The organism is Pseudomonas sp. LBUM1651, assembly GCF_059716135.1.
In genome coordinates this window covers 338,144-355,951 of the sequence record NZ_CP166805.1, presented here as the reverse complement: position 1 = coordinate 355,951, position 17,808 = coordinate 338,144, and the positions used below count along the sequence as shown (strand labels likewise).

General features: G+C 60.9%; 13 protein-coding genes and 1 pseudogene. 3 read left to right on the top strand and 11 right to left on the bottom strand.

The annotated features are described in order from the left end of the window. Nucleotides 1-25: 25 nt before the first annotated feature. The 5 genes from ACA066_RS01725 to hutC all read right to left on the bottom strand — a co-directional run bounded on the left by ACA066_RS01725 (nucleotide 26) and on the right by hutC (nucleotide 6,139). Nucleotides 26-994, bottom strand: a complete 969-nt coding sequence (locus ACA066_RS01725) for an ABC transporter substrate-binding protein (RefSeq protein ID WP_497697871.1) — start codon at nucleotides 992-994, stop codon at nucleotides 26-28. Between the two features lie 68 nt (nucleotides 995-1,062). Then, nucleotides 1,063-2,535: a purine-cytosine permease family protein gene (locus tag ACA066_RS01720; protein WP_497697870.1), complete on the bottom strand. Its 1,473-nt coding sequence runs from the start codon at nucleotides 2,533-2,535 to the stop codon at nucleotides 1,063-1,065. A 145-nt stretch (nucleotides 2,536-2,680) separates the two neighbouring features. Continuing rightward, a complete protein-coding gene (gene hutU, locus ACA066_RS01715; RefSeq protein WP_497697869.1) occupies nucleotides 2,681-4,363 on the bottom strand; it encodes a urocanate hydratase in 1,683 nt (560 codons plus the stop codon). Nucleotides 4,364-4,859: 496 nt separating this feature from the next. Then, nucleotides 4,860-5,432 (bottom strand): HutD/Ves family protein, encoded by a 573-nt coding sequence (locus ACA066_RS01710; protein ID WP_497697868.1) that lies wholly within the window; start codon nucleotides 5,430-5,432, stop codon nucleotides 4,860-4,862. Then, complete coding sequence (hutC, locus tag ACA066_RS01705; protein WP_174602685.1) at nucleotides 5,429-6,139, bottom strand: histidine utilization transcriptional repressor HutC; 711 nt, start codon at nucleotides 6,137-6,139, stop codon at nucleotides 5,429-5,431. Before hutC ends, ACA066_RS01710 begins: the two co-directional genes overlap by 4 nt. Before the next feature lie 146 nt (nucleotides 6,140-6,285). On the opposite strand from hutC, the gene ACA066_RS01700 reads away from it, so the two are divergent. Then, nucleotides 6,286-7,650 carry a formimidoylglutamate deiminase gene (locus tag ACA066_RS01700; RefSeq protein ID WP_497697867.1) on the top strand — a complete coding sequence of 455 codons (1,365 nt, stop codon included), beginning with the start codon at nucleotides 6,286-6,288 and terminating at the stop codon, nucleotides 7,648-7,650. Between the two features lie 105 nt (nucleotides 7,651-7,755). On the opposite strand, the gene ACA066_RS01695 is transcribed toward ACA066_RS01700, so the two are convergent. Both ACA066_RS01695 and ACA066_RS01690 read right to left on the bottom strand, forming a co-directional pair. Beyond that, nucleotides 7,756-8,325 carry a lipocalin family protein gene (locus tag ACA066_RS01695; protein WP_214380261.1) on the bottom strand — a complete coding sequence of 190 codons (570 nt, stop codon included), beginning with the start codon at nucleotides 8,323-8,325 and terminating at the stop codon, nucleotides 7,756-7,758. 31 nt (nucleotides 8,326-8,356) lie between these two features. Beyond that, entirely contained in the window at nucleotides 8,357-8,611 is a 255-nt protein-coding gene (locus tag ACA066_RS01690) for a hypothetical protein (RefSeq protein ID WP_007907841.1), read from the bottom strand. A 282-nt stretch (nucleotides 8,612-8,893) separates the two neighbouring features. On the opposite strand from ACA066_RS01690, the pseudogene ACA066_RS01685 reads away from it, so the two are divergent. Both ACA066_RS01685 and ACA066_RS01680 read left to right on the top strand, forming a co-directional pair. Continuing rightward, a pseudogene (locus ACA066_RS01685) lies at nucleotides 8,894-9,928 on the top strand (HAMP domain-containing protein); the annotation flags it as partial. Nucleotides 9,929-10,021: 93 nt separating this feature from the next. Continuing rightward, nucleotides 10,022-10,786 (top strand): methyl-accepting chemotaxis protein, encoded by a 765-nt coding sequence (locus ACA066_RS01680; protein ID WP_371927683.1) that lies wholly within the window; start codon nucleotides 10,022-10,024, stop codon nucleotides 10,784-10,786. Between the two features lie 117 nt (nucleotides 10,787-10,903). Here ACA066_RS01680 and ACA066_RS01675 read toward each other — a convergent pair whose 3' ends face one another. The 4 genes from ACA066_RS01675 to ACA066_RS01660 all read right to left on the bottom strand — a co-directional run bounded on the left by ACA066_RS01675 (nucleotide 10,904) and on the right by ACA066_RS01660 (nucleotide 17,730). Continuing rightward, nucleotides 10,904-11,506 carry a DUF924 family protein gene (locus ACA066_RS01675; protein WP_497697866.1) on the bottom strand — a complete coding sequence of 201 codons (603 nt, stop codon included), beginning with the start codon at nucleotides 11,504-11,506 and terminating at the stop codon, nucleotides 10,904-10,906. 3 nt (nucleotides 11,507-11,509) lie between these two features. After that, nucleotides 11,510-12,520 (bottom strand): class 1 fructose-bisphosphatase, encoded by a 1,011-nt coding sequence (locus ACA066_RS01670; protein ID WP_497697865.1) that lies wholly within the window; start codon nucleotides 12,518-12,520, stop codon nucleotides 11,510-11,512. A 237-nt stretch (nucleotides 12,521-12,757) separates the two neighbouring features. Then, nucleotides 12,758-14,131 (bottom strand): DUF3999 domain-containing protein, encoded by a 1,374-nt coding sequence (locus ACA066_RS01665; RefSeq protein WP_497697864.1) that lies wholly within the window; start codon nucleotides 14,129-14,131, stop codon nucleotides 12,758-12,760. Then, nucleotides 14,128-17,730 (bottom strand): DUF2339 domain-containing protein, encoded by a 3,603-nt coding sequence (locus ACA066_RS01660; protein ID WP_497697863.1) that lies wholly within the window; start codon nucleotides 17,728-17,730, stop codon nucleotides 14,128-14,130. Before ACA066_RS01660 ends, ACA066_RS01665 begins: the two co-directional genes overlap by 4 nt. Nucleotides 17,731-17,808: the final 78 nt, after the last annotated feature.

The following is a 17,808-nucleotide window of genomic DNA, read 5'->3' as shown; positions in this document are numbered from 1 at the left end:
CTCAGGGCAGCCGGAGAGGCTCAACCTACAAGGCCGCGTCGATTTTCTTGGCTGCGTCTTCGCTCACCCATGCGTGCCAGACTTCAGGATGTTCCTTCAAGAAGATCTTGGCCAGTTTTGGCGACTCGATCCGCTCTTTGGCCATGCGTCCGAGGTTCTGGTTAAGCAGGTCGATCGGCAGGTTGACCTTTTCCAGCACCGCAACCAGTTCCGGGGCTTGCTCGTGGAAGGTCTTGGACAGGCCGACCTTGATGGTCACGCGCTTGTCCACGCCTGGCTTCTCTTCAAGTTTGACCAGGTCAACCTGGCCCATCAGCGGAGTTGGCGACCAGTAGTAGAACAGGATCGGCTCGCCGCGCTTGTAGCTCGACAGTACGGCGGCATCCAGCGCCGGGCCGGTGCCTGGACGGAAGTTGGTGTAGGTGCTTTCCAGGCCGTAGCTTTTCAGCATTTCGCTGTTGTCCAGCTCACAGGTCCAGCCGGCCGGGCAGTTGTAGAAACGGCCCTTCGATGGCTCTTCCTGATCCTTGAACACGGCGGCGTACTTGGCCAGGTCGGCGATGTTTTTCAGGTCCGGCGCCTTGGGTTCCAGCTTGCGCTTGGCGTCGCCTTCGATCACGTAACGCGGCACGTACCAGCCTTCGATCGCACCCACCACCGGAGCGCCGACACCGACGACTTTGCCGGCCTTCTCGGCCTTGTTCCAGACTTCGCTGCGGCCAACCCACTCTTCGGCAAACACTTGAATGTCGTTGCTGCTCAGGGCGTTTTCCATGGTGATGGAGTTGCCTGGCAGGCTGTCCGTCTTGCAGTCGTAGCCCTTCTCCAACACGATTTGCATCACGTCGGTCAGCAGCATGGCGCTTTCCCAGTTCAGGCCGGCGAATTTCACCGGTTTGCCCGACTCGCACCAACCGGCAGCCTGAGTGGCGCCGGCACTGGCCAGCAGGCCCATGGAAAGCAATGTGGTCAGCAGGGTCTTGTTCGATTTCATTGTGTGACGCTCCTAATCATGAATTGGCTTACGGCAGTCAAGAGGCATCCAGCCCTATCCACGTCCAATCAGGCCTGCGCCGCAGCGCGACCGGCCCCGCTTGTTTTAGGTTGTACAACGCTGTCCTGCTCGACCGGCAGAATCAGTTGATCGGGCACTGTGCCGTGCCATTTTTTCGCACACACGTAATACAGGGCTGCGGGAAGCACCAGACCGATGATCCAGGAAATATCCACATCACCCAGAGTTGCCACCAGCGGACCGGTATAGAACTTGGTGGAAATGAACGGCAGCTGCACCAGCACACCGAACACATAGATGCTGATACCGAGCATGTTCCAGCGGCCGTAGCGACCGTTCGGATCGGACAGCGCCGGCACGTCATAGCGCTCGCGGGTGATGCAGTAGTAGTCCACCAGGTTGATCGCGCTCCATGGCGTAAAGAACGCCAGCAGGAACAGGATGAAGGACTTGAACGCACCGAGGAACGAGTGCTGACCGAGCAACGCGATCAGGGTCGCAGCACCGACGATGACCAGCACGAAGACCAGCCGCTGCAAGCGCGTTACCTGCAGGTGTCCACGGAAGCCGCTGATGATGGTCGCAATGCACATGAAGCTGCCGTAGGAGTTCAGCGTGGAAATGGTGACCTTGCCGAACGCGATGCTGAAGTACAGCAGCGCAGCGGTGGCACCGGTACCGCCCAGACCAACGATGTAGGCCACTTCGTGGCCGGCGAATTGCCCGTTGGCCGAAGCGGCAGCGAACACGCCGAGGACCATCGCCACCTGTGCGCCAATGACCGAACCCGCGCCCGCGGCGAAAAAGGTTTTCACCGAGGAAGTCTTGCTCGGCAGGTAGCGTGAATAGTCAGCCACGTAGGGGCCGAAGGCGATCTGCCAGGACGCCGCGAGCGACACCGCAAGCAGGAAGCTGCTCCAGCTGAAGTGGCGGATTTGCAACAGTGCGCCAACGTCAACCTGGCTCACCAGACGGCTGAACAGGTAAACAAAGGCAATCACGCCAATGACACTGGCAACACGGCCGATCCAATGGATCACCCGATAACCGAGCACCGTGACCAGCACGATGACACTGGCGAAGATGAGGATACCGACGGTGTCACTGACGCCAAACAACTGGCCCAGCGCCTGGCCGGATAACACGGTTCCCGTTGCGGTGAAGCCGAGGTACATCAAACAGACCAGCACGATCGGGATGGCCGCGCCATAAACACCGAACTGCACACGGCTGGAAATCATCTGCGGCAGGCCAAGTTTGGGCCCTTGCGCGGCATGCAGCGCCATCACGCCACCGCCGAGCAGTTGCCCGATCAACAGGCCGATCAACGACCAGAACACGTCACCACCGAGCACCACCGCCAGCGCACCCGTCACAATCGCGGTGATTTGCAGGTTGGCACCCATCCACAGGGTGAACTGGCTCAACAGACGACCGTGTCTCTCCGCTTCCGGGATGTAGTCGATCGAGCGTTTCTCGATCAATGGTTTGCTGCCTGCACGATCGTTGTTAACAGCCATGATTCAACCTCTGTGGATTGTTATTGTGGGTTTACGCAATCCCCGTAGGAGCCGAGCTTGCTCGCGATGAGGTCGGCAAATTCAACATCTGCACTGGCTGACACATCGCTATCGCGAGCAAGCTTTGCTCCTACACGGGCAAGCATTACTTGCCGGTAATCATCGGCAGGTTCAGCCCTTGTTCCTTGGCGCAATCGATCGCGATCTGGTAACCCGCATCGGCGTGACGCATAACGCCAGTCGCCGGGTCGTTGTGCAGAACGCGAGCGATACGCTCGGCCGCTTCGTCAGTACCGTCGCAGACAATCACCATGCCCGAGTGCTGGGAGAAGCCCATGCCGACGCCGCCGCCGTGGTGCAGGGAAACCCAGGTCGCGCCGCTCGCGGTGTTGAGCAGAGCGTTGAGCAGTGGCCAGTCGGACACGGCGTCGGAACCGTCCTGCATCGACTCGGTTTCGCGGTTCGGGCTGGCGACCGAGCCGGAGTCCAGGTGGTCACGACCGATGACGATTGGCGCGGACAATTCACCGCTGCGTACCATTTCGTTGAACGCCAGACCGAGCTTGGCGCGCAGGCCCAGGCCAACCCAGCAGATACGGGCCGGCAGACCCTGGAAGCTGATGCGCTCGCGCGCCATGTCCAGCCAGTTGTGCAGGTGCGCGTCGTCCGGGATCAGTTCTTTGACCTTGGCGTCGGTTTTGTAGATGTCTTCGGCGTTACCCGACAGCGCAGCCCAACGGAACGGGCCGATGCCGCGGCAGAACAGCGGACGGATGTAAGCCGGTACGAAGCCTGGGAAGTCGAATGCGTTTTCGACGCCTTCTTCTTGCGCCATCTGACGGATGTTGTTGCCGTAGTCGAAGGTCGGGATGCCCATTTTCTGGAAATCCAACATCGCTTTGACGTGCACGGCCATCGATTGCTTGGCGGCTTTGACCACGGCAGCAGGCTCGGTCTTGGCGCGAGCGCGATACTCTTCCCAAGTCCAGCCGGCCGGCAGGTAACCGTTGAGCGGGTCGTGGGCGCTGGTCTGGTCGGTGACCATGTCCGGGCGCACGCCGCGCTTGACCAGTTCCGGCAGAATTTCAGCCGCGTTGCCCAGCAGAGCGATGGAAATCGCCTTGCCTTCCTTGGTGTACTTGGCGATGCGGGCCAGCGCGTCGTCGAGGTCGGTGGCTTGCTCGTCGACATAACGGCTGTTCAGACGGAAATCGATGCTGACCTGCTGGCATTCGATGTTCAGCGAGCACGCGCCGGCCAGGGTTGCGGCCAGTGGTTGAGCGCCGCCCATGCCGCCGAGACCTGCGGTCAGGACCCAACGACCTTTCAAGTCATCGTTGTAGTGTTGGCGACCGGCTTCGACGAAGGTTTCGTAGGTGCCCTGGACGATGCCCTGGCTGCCGATGTAGATCCAGCTGCCGGCGGTCATCTGGCCGTACATGGCCAGGCCTTTGGCGTCGAGTTCGTTGAAGTGTTCCCAGCTCGCCCAGTGCGGCACCAGGTTGGAGTTGGCGATCAGCACGCGCGGGGCGTTGCTGTGGGTCTTGAATACGCCGACCGGCTTGCCGGATTGCACCAGCAGGGTCTCGTCGTCATTCAGGTTGGTCAGGCTTTCGACGATCTTGTCGTAGCATTCCCAGTTACGCGCCGCACGACCGATACCACCGTAAACCACCAGTTCTTTAGGGTTCTCGGCGACTTCCGGGTCGAGGTTGTTCATCAGCATGCGCAGCGGCGCTTCAGTCAGCCAGCTCTTGGCGGTCAGCTTGTTACCGCGGGCAGCGCGGATTTCAACGTCACGAAACTTAGTAGGTTTAATGTCAGTCACGAAAAAGACTCCTCAGCGATCAATCCAAACCAACCCTGGCGGTGGGTATGCCAGCCTGTGCGCATCGTTGCGCCACAAGCGAATCAGTGGACGCTGCGGAGAGTCTCGGTCGACTCATACGCATACGTCTTTACTTGTACATACAAGCATATGCAATCAAGCGGCCAACTTATTGGATGGGCTTTCAAGAAAAACTTTGAACGGGCTGGAAAGCCTGCAAATCAAGGGTTTGCGGAAGATGAAATTTTTCGGGGGGATTTGGCGAAGGGGTGATGGCTTGTTACTTGAGCGTGGTTTTGCGCCGCGCTGGGGCGTTCGGTAACAAAGTGGTGCGCAATGGGAAACGGATGAGGACAGCTTTTGTGGCGAGGGAGCTTGCTCCCGCTGGGCTGCGAAGCAGACCCAAAACCGGGAGCATGCGTTGTAACAGATGGAACCGGGATTAAGGATTTACGACTGCTGCGCAGCCGAGCGGGAGCAAGCTCCCTCGCCACATTTAACCGCGTACAGTCAGTTCAATCACGCAGCACGAGCTATTGCTGGCAACTTCCAGCAAACCCACGTTACCGTCGAGTTGCAAGCAGTCATGACGACCCAATTGCTGGGCATTGTTACCGACCTTCACCTCAAGTGCTTCGCTCACACTGAACACCAGCAAAGTCCCGGCCTCGCTGAAAAACCGCTGCTCACCGTCCAGCCACTGCAACCGCGCGCTGTAACGCTGCGGCGCATAAATCAGGTTGAAGTCGCGAATCGGACCACCAATCAACGTGCAGGACACCTGGCTTTCGCCGCTGAAGGCAAACGGGTCCAGCGGTAACAACGGCCGCGTGAGCTGGCCATCAACCGACAAGGTCATGCCGTCGCCCTGCAACACGGTGATGATCCGCTCGTAACCGGCGAAGGTAGAAAACCCGCCCGACTCACCGATATCGGCAATCGACAGGCGCCAGCCGAAACCATCAAGGCCAGTGCCCGCGTCGCGGGTGATTTCTTCGGTGCTGCCACCGCCATTTTTCCACGGCATGCGTGGGTAATCGACAGCGCGTAAAACCTTAACCTGACTCATTTATGAAAGCGTCCTTCCAGACGATGACGGGAACCGGGGTGTATCAAACGGGCGGCGGTCACGGGCTGACGGCCGGACCAGGTGCGGCGACGGATCAGCAGGCACGGCTCGCCCTTTTCAATCTGCAGCAATTTGCACTCGCTGGCCTCGGCCAGAATCGCCTCGACCACGTGCTCGCCTTCGGTCAGTGGCGCGACCTGGTTCAGGTAGGCGTAAGGGGTTTGCAGGGTGAAATCCTGCTTGAGGTAATCGGGCGCCACCAGCGCGTTGACGAAACGGTCTTCGATTTGCACCGGAATGTCGTTTTCGAAATGCACGATCAGCGAGTGGAAGACCTTCTGGCCTTCACGCATGTCCAGGGCCAGGGCGCGCTCGGAACCGGCGGCCTCTTCTTCGAGCGTGATCACCTGGCACGTGTGGCGATGGCCACGGGAGGCGATTTCGTCGGCGATGTTGTGCACTTCAAACAGCGCGGACTGGCTTTTCGGCTCGGCGACGAACGTGCCGACGCCCTGCATGCGCACCAACAGACCATCGGCGGTCATCTCGCGCAGTGCGCGGTTGATGGTCATGCGGCTGAAACCGAGTTGGCTGACCAGCTCGCTTTCCGACGGAACGCGGTAGTGCGGAGGCCAGTTTCCACTGTCGATTTGCTGGGTGATCATCTGTTTGACGCGGGCGTACAAGGGCGCCGGACTGTCGCCCATGTTCGCGGCCAACGGTGACACTGTAGGCGGAGTCGGCACGGTTAATCCTTGGTCATTTAGTAAAGGTTGCTAGCTTGCCGGAGTTTACCGGGCAGGCAAACGTCTGTATATGTATATACAAATAACACACGATGGGGTGCTGAACCATGTCCGCCTTCTTTGCCGAACGCGCGCTGCTGCCTAGTGGATGGGCCAACAATGTACGTCTTGAGGTCAGCGTCGACGGCGTTTTGACCCATATCCAGGCCGATTCCCAGGCAGATGGCGCCGAACGGCTAAGCGGTCCGCTGCTGCCGGGGATGCCGAATCTGCACTCCCACGCGTTCCAGCGAGCGATGGCCGGGTTGGCGGAAGTGGCCGGTAATCCGAACGACAGTTTCTGGACCTGGCGCGATCTGATGTACCGGCTCGTCGGAAAAATCAGCCCGGATCAACTCGGCGTCATCGCCCGTCAGCTGTACATCGAAATGCTCAAGGCCGGTTACACCTCGGTTGCGGAATTTCATTACGTGCACCACGACACGAGCGGCCAACCCTACGCAGATCCCGCCGAACTGGCGCTGCGTATCAGCCAGGCGGCCAGCTCCGCCGGTATTGGTTTGACCCTGTTGCCAGTGCTCTACAGCCATTCCGGTTTCGGCGGCCAGGCACCGAACGACGGCCAGCGTCGTTTTATCAACAGCACGGAAAACTACCTGAAGCTTCAATCGCGCTTGCAGCCGATCCTGGCGCAGCAACCGGCGCAGTCGCTGGGTTTGTGTTTCCACTCATTGCGCGCGGTAACGCCACAGCAGATCAGCGAAGTGCTGGCGGCCAGCGACAAGCAGTGCCCGGTGCATATTCACATCGCCGAACAGCAGAAGGAGGTCGATGACTGCCTGAGCTGGAGCGGCCGTCGCCCTCTGCAATGGCTGTACGAAAACACCGAAGTCGATCAGCGCTGGTGCCTGGTTCACGCGACCCACGCCAATCCGGAAGAAGTCACGCTGATGACCAAGAGTCGCGCCATCGCCGGCCTGTGCCTGACCACCGAGGCCAACCTCGGCGACGGGATTTTCCCGGCCGTGGATTTCCTCGCCCAGGGCGGGCGCATGGGCATCGGTTCCGACAGCCATGTGTCATTGAGCGTGGTGGAAGAATTGCGCTGGCTGGAATACGGCCAGCGTTTGCGCGATCAGCGGCGTAACCGTTTGTATGGCGCGGATCAGCCGATGGTGGGTCGCACACTGTATGACGCGGCACTGGACGGCGGCGCGCAGGCGTTGGGTCAGCCGATTGGTGCGCTGGAGGTTGGCAAACGGGCGGATTGGCTGGTGCTGGACGGTAGCGATCCGTACCTGGCGACCGCCAGTGGCGACGGGATTCTCAATCGTTGGTTGTTTGCCGGTGGCGATCGCCAGGTGCGCGATGTGCTGGTCAATGGCCAGTGGGTTGTGCGGGATGGGCGTCATGCCGGGGAAGAAGAAAGTAACCGCGCCTTCACCCAGGTCCTGCGCGATCTCCTGGGCTGATACGACCCCTTGTAGGAGCCGGCTTGCTGGCGATGATGTGTCAGCTACATTGAAGTCGACTGACACTCCATCGCCAGCAAGCCGGCTCGTACAAGGGTTGCGTAATCAGTTCGAGGTCTTGGCCATCTGCGTATCCGTCGCACGCCAGATCAGCCGCGTCGTGTCATACCCCTGCTGACGCGCCTTGCTCAGCAGTTCTTCGCGCACTACACCGTTGACCGTCGGGGTTCGCGACAGCAGCCACAGATAGCGGCGGCTCGGGTCGCCGACGATGGCGGTCTTGTAGTCTTCACTGACGAACAACACCCAGTACTCGCCCTTCGCCACACCCGGAATCAGTCGCGAGAACCAGTTGTCGAACTCGACCCACAATTTGTCGGTCTTGCCCGGGACTTGCGGATACGCCGTGCCCTTGGCCTCCTCCCATTGCCAGTCCGCCGTCAGGCAGCGGTTCAGCACCAGCACGTTACCGTCCGGCTTGAGCGTGTAATGGGCTTCGGATTGCGCACAGTTGCGCTGGAAATACATCGGCAGACGCGCCAACTCGTACCAGGTCCCTTGGTACTTCTTCAGATTGACGCTGTCGACGGTTTTCGGCGCCAACGGATCTTCGCCAGAAGTGGCGCAGCCGGCCAATACCAGGCCGGCAAAAAGGAGGATCAATAACCGCTTCATTGTTTTTCTCCCGTGGGCGCATCGCCCCGGATTACTTCAGGCCTTGGCCGGAAAACATCAACACTTTGTCACCGGCGTACTGCACGCTGATAAAGCTGTTCTTGTCGCCCCAGGTGCAACTGGACATGCCGAGCGCGCCCGAGCAGTCGGTGGGTTTGCCCAGCAAGGTTTCAACCTCGGCCTTGGGCATGCCAGTCGACAGCTTCGAATAATTTTCCTGATTGATCTTGCCGCATGCGGCCAACAACACGCAGAACGAAAGCAAAGCGATGGAACGCAGCGACATGGTGTAGCTCCTGGGGCGAAGTGAATGGCATGGCTGCCAAGCTGAAGCTTAGAAGAGAAAACCCCTGTCTGGTTCCCTGACCAAGCGCCTATTTATCGGGCCGCTCGTCTGCCTTTTGCCGAAAAATCAGTCACTTTCTTTTGCTGTTGAGCATTTCGTCGGTTTTGGCAAAAGTCGGCTCATCTTTGTCGCCGACCAGTCGACATAAAAGCAGCGCAAAGCCCGTTCCTGTGGCACATTGGCGCCCCCTTGTTGACCAGACCCTCCGCGGTAGCTCATTTAATGACCAGAAACATGAAGTTCAGCCACAAAATCCTGTTGGCTGCCGCCCTCGTGGTGGCCGTTGCGTTTGCCTGTTTCATCCTGTTCAACGACTACCGCCAGCGGCAGACGCTGCGCAGCAATACCGAATCGTCGATGCAGGAACTCGGCAGCCTGACCACCAGCAACATCAAGACCTGGCTGGAAAGCCGCATTCAGTTGCTGCAATCGATGTCCCAGCAGATCGTGGTGGATGGCAGTGCCCTGGCCAACCTCAAGCGCGCCATCGACCTGCCCGCCTACACCAGCAACTTCCAGCTGAGCTACTTTGGCGGCACCGACGGTGTGATGTTTTCGGTTCCGGCCGGCAATCGTGCCGCGGACTACGACCCTCGCGCACGCGGCTGGTACAAGGCAGCCAACAGCGCGCAACAGACCATCGTCACCGAACCGTACATCGCTGCGTCCTCCGGCAAACTGGTGATCACCGTCGCCACGCCGGTGCAGCGCCAGGGCCAGATGATCGGCGTCGCCGGCGCCGACATTGACCTGTCCAGCGTCAGCGCGATCATCAACTCGCTGAACTTCAGCGGTCACGGTCATGCATTCATCGTCAGCGCCGACGGCAAGATTCTGATTCACCCGGACAGCAAATTGGTCCTCAAGAACCTGGCCGATGCCTACCCGAACGGTGCCCCTCAAGTCAGCCCGGGCATGAAAGAAGTCGAGATCGACGGCAAGCGCCAGTTCATCTCCTTCACCCACGTCAACGGCGTGCCGTCGGCAGACTGGTACGTGGCGCTGGTGCTGGATCAGGACACCGCGTTCTCGATGATCAACGAATTCCGCACCTCGGCGATCATTGCCATGGTCATCGCCGTAGTGATCATCATCGCGTTGCTGGGCATGCTGATCAGTTTCCTGATGCAGCCGCTGCTGACCATGGGCCGCGCCATGCATGACATCGCCGAAGGCGAAGGTGACCTGACCAAACGCCTGATCATTCACGGCCATGACGAATTCGGTGCGCTGGGCACCTCGTTCAATCGTTTTGTAGAACGTATTCACACCTCGATCCGCGAAGTGTCCTCGGCCACCGGCCAGGTCAACGAAGTCGCACTGCGCGTCGTCGCCGCGTCCAACTCGTCGATGTTCAACTCCGACCAGCAAGCTTCGCGCACCAGCAGCGTGGCCGCTGCCATCAACGAACTAGGCGCCGCCGCCCAGGAAATCGCCCAGAACGCCGCCCTCGCCTCGCAGCACTCGAGCGACGCGCGCGCCCTGGCCGAAGACGGTCAACAGGTGGTGGATAAAACCATCGCGGCGATGCAGCAGCTGTCGGCGAAGATCAGCGATTCCTGCGGCAACATCGAAACGCTCAACAGCAACACGGTGAACATCGGGCAGATTCTGGAAGTGATCACCAGCATCTCGCAGCAGACCAACCTGTTGGCGTTGAACGCCGCCATCGAAGCAGCCCGGGCCGGTGAAGCCGGACGCGGTTTTGCCGTGGTGGCCGACGAAGTCCGCAACCTCGCCCACCGCACCCAGGATTCGGCGCAGCAAGTGCAGAAGATGATCGAGGAACTGCAAGTCGGCGCCCGCGAAGCGGTGAGCACCATGACCGACAGCCAGCGCCAGAGCGAAAGCAGCGTCGGCATCGCCAACCAGGCTGGCGAGCGCCTCGGCAGCGTGACCCAGCGCATCGGCGAGATCGACGGGATGAACCAGTCCGTGGCGACGGCGACCGAAGAGCAGACCGCCGTGGTGGAATCGATCAACGTCGACATCACTGAGATCAACACGCTGAATCAGGAAGGGGTGGAGAACCTGCAAGCGACGTTGCGCGCGTGTTCTGACCTTGAACAGCAGGCGGCGCGGTTGAAGCAGTTGGTGGGTAGCTTCAGGATCTAAGGCGCTTTCACTGGCCCCATCGCCAGCAGGCTGGCTCCCACAGGGGGTTTGTGATCGACACAAATCTATTGTGGGAGCCAGCCTGCTGGCGATGACGGCATCAGCCGCAATGGAAATCTAAAACCGAGACCCAGGCTTCGAGAGAAACTCTAATTCCTCAGCCGTCGATTCCCTTCCCAACACCGCATTGCGATGCGGAAACCGCCCAAACCGCGCAATCACCTGCTGATGCTTCTCGGCATAGCTCAGATAGTCGGTAAAGAGTTTCCTTTCGGCCTCCGGCTGTTGAGCCACAAGATCGATATAGCGCGAGACAGCTTCATTCTGCACCGCCAGATTCTCGCAATGCTCAAACACCAGGTAGATAAACACCCGCTGAATCGGCCGCAACTGTCGATCGAAATCCGCAACAATGCCTTGCGCTACGAGAGCCTGCGCCCTGAGATCGCCGGCAAAGGATTTGGGAGTGTCGCGATAGATCATTCGCGGGAGTTGATCGAGCAGCAGCACCAGGGCCAGCCAACCGTCAGGGCGTTGCGCCCAGTCAGTCAATCCGCCGGCCAGTGCCTGCTCGACCCAGTCCCCGAAACGCGTCTGCGCTTCGAGGTCCTGGCTGTCGCGCTTGCCGAACCATAACTTGCCCTTCTCAGCCGCTGTTTCGTTGGGTGATTCGGAGTTTCCGAACCACCATTCGAGCAACGGCTGCCAGGGCGCGGCCATGGTTTATTCCTTGTGGTAAGCCGTGACGCGTGCGACTTCTTCTTTCGAGCCGAGGAACACCGCTACGCGCTGGTGCAAGCCTTCCGGCTGAATATCGAGAATGCGCTGGTGACCATCGGTAGAGGCGCCGCCTGCCTGCTCAACCAGGAACGACATCGGGTTGGCTTCGTACATCAGGCGCAGTTTGCCCGGCTTCGACGGCTCGCGGCTGTCGCGTGGGTACATGAACAGGCCGCCACGGGTCAGGATGCGGTGCACGTCGGCAACCATCGCAGCGACCCAGCGCATGTTGTAATTCTTTTTCAGCGGGCCTTCGTCGCCAGCCAGCAATTCGCCGACGTAACGTTGTACCGGAGCTTCCCAGTGACGCTGGTTGGACGCGTTGATCGCGAATTCCTGCGTCGTTTCAGGAATGGTGATGTCTTCGTGAGTCAGTGCGAAGCTGCCCATCTCACGGTCCAGCGTGAAGCCTTTGACGCCGTCGCCCAGGGTCAGAACCAGCATGGTCTGAGGGCCGTAGATGGCATAACCGGCGGCTACCTGCTCGGTGCCTGGCTGCAGGAAGGCCTTTTCGTTCAACGCTTCGTTCTGGCTCAGGTATTCGCTCGGGCAACGCAGCACCGAGAAGATCGTACCGACCGGCGCGTTGATATCGATGTTCGACGAACCGTCCAGCGGGTCGAATACCAGCAGGTAGGCGCCTTTCGGGTATTTGCCCGGAATCTGGTAGGCATTGTCCATTTCTTCGGACGCCATGCCGGCCAGGTGACCGCCCCATTCGTTGGCTTCGAGCAGGATCTCGTTGGAGATCACGTCGAGTTTTTTCTGCACTTCACCTTGGACGTTTTCGGTGCCCATGCTGCCCAGAACACCACCCAGGGCGCCTTTGGACACGGCGTGGCTGATTTCCTTGCAGGCACGCGCCACCACTTCGATCAGGAAGCGCAGATCGGCAGGAGTGTTGTTGCTACGGGTCTGCTCAATCAAATAGCGACTCAGGGTAACGCGGGACATGGAAGGCTCCGTGGAATGGGGGGCTAAAAACCCGCGCAGTTTAACGCGAGTCGGGGCGCATTTCCTCCTATCAGACGTGGAACACCCAATAGAGTTCATGTGCCGGGTTTAGCGTAGTTCGAAACCGGCATTTTTACCGTCCGATAAACCGCATTCGCCAGCAGGCTGGCTCCCACAGGGGAATGCGATTAACTGTGGGAGCCAGCCTGCTGACGATCGGGGGCGAAGCACCCGCCTTCAAGGTTTTACCGGGGGCTTGCGCAGCAGACTGAACGCCATCGCCGCCAAAAACAGAACACTCAGCAACAACACCGCCCACAACCCGAACTTCTTCCAGTTCGTTCCAACCTGCGAAGTCGACGTGACTGTCGATGTCGGTGTCGCCACCACCCCGCTATCCACCGTCGCCTTGCCCAACGTCGCCCACTTCGCCGCGCTGTAATCCGGAATCAGTGTCGACAACGGCAGGTTCGCCGCCTTCACCGTCGCACTGCCCAACACCAGCGTATAAGGCCCGGCACCGCGCGCCAGGAACACCAATTGCGTCGAGCGAACAGCAAACTTCACAGTCGGCGCTTCGGCACCCAAACCACCGCCCCGCTCGTCCACCGTCAACTTCAATTGCTGCAACGTTTGCCCAGGCAACTGCAATTCGTTCTGCACCACGTCCTGGCCACTCTGGGTCAGGCGATAGAGCAAGCCGCTGCTCAGCGGCTGCCACGGCAGGCTGCTGTCCCGACGACCGGACAAGGTCACCGGCGCCAGGCTGTTCGGCTGACTCAACTCGACCTGCAAGCGCTCGACATTCAGCCCCATCGGCAATTGCCAGGTGTATTCCCCGGCCTTCACGCTGCTGCCTGCCAACGGTTGCGACCAGACCAACGGCAGCGGCAGGCTGCGGGTGCTGGCGCTTTCCAGTTGCACCGAGGTCAGCGTCGGCGCCGACTGCGGCGTGCTCCACAACAAACGCAGATAGCGCGCCGATTGCCCCGGCAAGCCGACTTCATGCTGCTCGACCCGCTCGTCGGCAAAGGTCAGTCGCGCCACCTGCCCGTCACCCCACGACTGCCAATGCTGCAAATCGTCGCTGGCTTCGACGCTGAAACGCTGGAAGCCGTCGCGCTCGCTGGTCCAGTCGAGGATCAACTGCTGCAACGGTGCCTTGATGCCGCTGGCGTCGAGCAACCAGCCACGCAGCACTTCTTCGCCCGCCTCCAGCTGACTCGACGGCTGCACTTCGACCAGCGTGCCATTGGCGCTCGATTGCACCCGCACACTCGGCGCGCGTTCGGTGGCGTCCGCGGAGTTGTACAGCGGGAACCACTTCACATCGGTCAGGGTACGGTTTTCGCGGGTTGGCGCCGTTTCCCGCGCCAAGGCATAGGCCTGAGCCTCACCCGCAGCGTTGAACACTCGCACGTCGCTCAGATCGGTCTGCCGCGCATTCAATTGCACGGTCAAGGGCAATTCGAGGCGATACCACGGCCCCTCACCACTCACGGTCAACGGCACTTGCGTGGCGAAATCCGCCGGTTTTTCCTGCGCGCCAGCCGACAGCGCCACTCCCATGGCAACAGCGCCCAACCAGACCAGGTTCAGCTTCTGACTCAAGACGACACTCCTTCGGTTTGCGGAGCCGGTTTTTCAGATTCCGGCGCGGCGTCGGCGCGCTTGGGCGGCAACGGGGCGAAATAGCCCACCACCAACAGCAACACACCCACGCCGATAAACGAGACGATCCGCGCCAGCCCGCCGCGGTTACTCAGTTCGACAAAGAACAGTTTGGCCACCACGACGCCGATCAACGCCGCGCCAATCAGCCAGACTTCGCGACGATGCCGCAGATGGCCGCCGATCATCAGACTCAGGGCCATCAAAGTCCAGACGATCGACAGACCGGCCTGCACCTGCATCGACGCGAGCAGCAAATCCAGTTCGAACGGTACGCCGCCCCAGTGGTGAGCCGTGCGGTTCACCAGCGCGGTAAAGAACGCGAACAGCGAAACGCCGGCAATCAGTTGCGTGGCGTGATCAAAGATGTCCTGGCGGATCGCCAGTTGCGTCACTGCGCTGCGCGCCCAGACATAAACCCCGAACAGCGCAAACAGCAGGCCCAATTCCAGCGGATTGATCAGCGGCACGTAAGGCAACGGTTCGGCTGTGCCGTCGCTGACGATGTTCGCCAGCCAGAACCAGCCGAGCATCAGCAACGCCAGAGGTGCCGCCGCGTACAGTCGGTATTCGCGCGAATAAGCCGATACCGGCCAAGGCCAGTTGCGTGGCGCGGCCATCAGCACCAGGTACAGACTCGGCAGCATCGCCCAACCCAACCAGCGCCAGGCGTTGTACTGCTCGGACAGCAACAGCAGGCCGAAGCGCAGCTCCAGCGCCAGCACCCCGATCAACAGCCAGCAGCCGAGCACATGAGCAGTGCTCAGAGCCCGCGCCGGCAGCATCGGCGCCAGACGCCGCAGTGACATGAAGTGCAAGACAAACACCGCCGCCCAGGCCAGCCAACCGAAATCCGCCGCCGGGTGATAACGCGAGTGCCAGGCTGCGAGTAACACCACACCCGCAGCAGGTATCAGCAAGGTGCAGAGCAAGCCCAGCGACGACCATTTCAGGCGCAACGCCAACACGGCCCACAACGCCACGCTCACCGCCGCGACCACCAGCAACAAGGTCGCTTGAACATTCACCGGTGCAAACCGCAGCACTTCACTGATCCACGCCAGTGCCCACCAACCGGCGCCCCACACCAGCAGCACTTCGGACAAACGCTGCAAGCTCAGCCCATCAAACGCCGAAGCATGATTGCCGAGCTGCAAGCGCCAGGCCCCGACCAACGCGGCCAATCCCAACACCAACGGCGTCCAGAAACCGCTGTGCGCCAGGGGTTTCAATCCTTCGCTGGCCAGCGGCCCCAGCAGATCCGGCCCGGCGAACAGGAACGCCGCACCACCGATCACCTGCAGCAGCAGACCGAAGACAAAACTCACGCGCTGCTTCAAGTACAGGCTCAGCCAGATGATGAACAAACCGCTGGCCGCCCACACCGCGCTCGCGGTTTGCCACGGCAGCACGAACAGCACCGCCAGATTGATCAGCACCAGACCGGCCAGCAACACCACCGACAAACCGCGCAACAGCCGAACGTCGCTACGCACCATGTCGTCCCGCGCTGCCAGCAACATGCCGGCGATCAACGCCAGACCGATCAGGGACGCGCTGAGCAAGCCGTTCCAACCTGCGCTGAACACCGCGCCGGACTCACCACTCGCGCCTTGCAACCGCAGCAGGAACAACGCTCCTCCCAGCAACTGCACAGCGAACGCGGCAAACAGGAAGGTGCGCGATTGCAGGCGCAGGCCGACAAACAACGTCACCAGACCGGCCAGTGCCCAACTGATCGCGGTGCCGTGAGTGAAGAAGAACAGCGGCGCCAGCACATAGAGAAAGGTCAGGCCAAGGCACGCCAACACCGGCAGGCCTTTGCGCTCCCACTCCGACGTTTGCTCGGGCAAGGCGTTGCGCAATTGGTAGAAGCTGAACAGCAACGCCACGCCGAGCATCAACGCGCCCAGCGGTGCGCCATCGAGCAGGCTGCTTTCGCCGATCCGCAACTCACTGAGAAACGCCAGCGCCGACCCCAGTTGCAGCAGCAAGGCAAACGCGCGGGCCAGTGGTCGTTGCTGACGCAGGCCGAGCCAGAAAATCCCGGCGCCTTCCACGGCCCAGGCGGCGGAGGTCCAGCGCGCATCGAGACCCAGCGGAATCGCCAGGCTGGCGAAGATCACCCCCAGCGCCAGACAGGTTTCCGCCAGCAGCAGCGCCCGTCCGCCCATCAGCAGACGCGCAAGCCCCATGTAGATCATGCCCAGCGCGAGGGCGCTGAAGGCGGCGGCAAATTCCAGGTGCTGCACCAGCGCGAACTGCAAGCCGAAACCCACCAGTGGCGGGCCGAACAACATCGTGCCGTCGACGTAGTCACCTTTACGCGCCGACCAGCGCAGCAGTGCCTCGCGGCTGTCGTCCTCGGGCGCGTCGCTCATTTCCAGCAACTTGCGCCGTGCGAACAGCAGGCCGATAGCCAGGTACATCAGGAAGAACAGAATCAGGAACGGTTCGGTGCTCCACAGAAGTTCCGGCGTGTAGGAGCGCAGGCCCCAGGCGAAACCGATACCAAAGGTGCCGACGAAACCGATCAGGTTGAGCAGCCGCCAGGCCTTGTACCAGGCGATGGCGAGAATGCCGGCGTTGAGCAAGGCGAAGTAGCTGAACAGCGCGACGTGGTTGCCGGCGCCGGTGGACGTCAGGATCGGCGCAGCGAATCCGCCCAACGCCGCGGCGCATGCCAGTGCCAGGGAATCCTGGGTTATCGCCAGAATGGCGGAGAACACCGTCACCGCCACCAGCAGACCGAGCGCCACCGTCGGATCGAGCAGTGGATGCAAACGCATGGCCGCAAACACCGTCAGGTACAACACGGCAATCCCGGTGCCTTGCAGCATCAACGCATAGTGGTTGTTGCGATGGCGCAGCCACCAACCGAGCCCCAGCAAACCCAACGCAGCCGCCGCGACCCCGGCGTAACGCAGTTCGATCGGCACCACCATGCCTTCGGTGGCATAACGCAGCAAAAACGCCAGACCAAGGAACAACAGCACCACACCGACCCGCAGCACGGTGTTGCCACCGAACAGCCAGTTACGCGCGCCGCTGATGGCCCTTTCGATGAAGTTCGGACCACGGGGGACGGCGGGTTGCTGCGGCTCGCGGGCGACTGGCTCGGCTTTCCAGACATCGTCGGGCAGCGGGCGGCTGGTTTGCGTCGCCGTTGCGGTGATCGGTTCGAGTTGGGGCGGAAGCTCCCAGACCATCTCCGGGGTCGAGACAGGGATTTCTTCGAGAATGAATACAGGAGAGGGAGTGGGGTCACTGGCAACCGGTTCCTCGACAACCGGCTCGCTGGCTTCAGGCGCCTTGACGCCAGACACCTCCAGCAAGGCCAGGCGTTGCTGGACCGCATTCAACGCTACTTGCGCCTGCTCCAGCAGAACGCGCTGTTCAGTCGCTTGCGAACCCAAACGGCCGATGCGAACGGCCTGGCCGATACCCAACCCGAGCAACGCGCCCAACAGCGCGTCGCTGAACGACTCGTCGAGTATCCAACCCAGCACCAGCCCAATCAGCATGAACATCCATTGCATGGTCGATATCCCTAAGCGGCCCATTGCCTTGTAGCGTCTGCGCTGACGCCATCGCGGGCAAGCCTTGCTCCTACAGGT

What these genes read in the sequence shown, in the direction of transcription:
- ACA066_RS01725 (WP_497697871.1), bottom strand. Translation starts at nt 994, where the DNA reads ATGAAATCGAACAAGACCCTGCTGACCACATTGCTTTCCATGGGCCTG.
- ACA066_RS01720 (WP_497697870.1), bottom strand. Translation starts at nt 2,535, where the DNA reads ATGGCTGTTAACAACGATCGTGCAGGCAGCAAACCATTGATCGAGAAA.
- ACA066_RS01710 (WP_497697868.1), bottom strand. Translation starts at nt 5,432, where the DNA reads ATGAGTCAGGTTAAGGTTTTACGCGCTGTCGATTACCCACGCATGCCG.
- hutC (WP_174602685.1), bottom strand. Translation starts at nt 6,139, where the DNA reads ATGGGCGACAGTCCGGCGCCCTTGTACGCCCGCGTCAAACAGATGATC.
- ACA066_RS01700 (WP_497697867.1), top strand. Translation starts at nt 6,286, where the DNA reads ATGTCCGCCTTCTTTGCCGAACGCGCGCTGCTGCCTAGTGGATGGGCC.
- ACA066_RS01695 (WP_214380261.1), bottom strand. Translation starts at nt 8,325, where the DNA reads ATGAAGCGGTTATTGATCCTCCTTTTTGCCGGCCTGGTATTGGCCGGC.
- ACA066_RS01690 (WP_007907841.1), bottom strand. Translation starts at nt 8,611, where the DNA reads ATGTCGCTGCGTTCCATCGCTTTGCTTTCGTTCTGCGTGTTGTTGGCC.
- ACA066_RS01680 (WP_371927683.1), top strand. Translation starts at nt 10,022, where the DNA reads ATGTTCAACTCCGACCAGCAAGCTTCGCGCACCAGCAGCGTGGCCGCT.
- ACA066_RS01675 (WP_497697866.1), bottom strand. Translation starts at nt 11,506, where the DNA reads ATGGCCGCGCCCTGGCAGCCGTTGCTCGAATGGTGGTTCGGAAACTCC.
- ACA066_RS01670 (WP_497697865.1), bottom strand. Translation starts at nt 12,520, where the DNA reads ATGTCCCGCGTTACCCTGAGTCGCTATTTGATTGAGCAGACCCGTAGC.
- ACA066_RS01660 (WP_497697863.1), bottom strand. Translation starts at nt 17,730, where the DNA reads ATGCAATGGATGTTCATGCTGATTGGGCTGGTGCTGGGTTGGATACTC.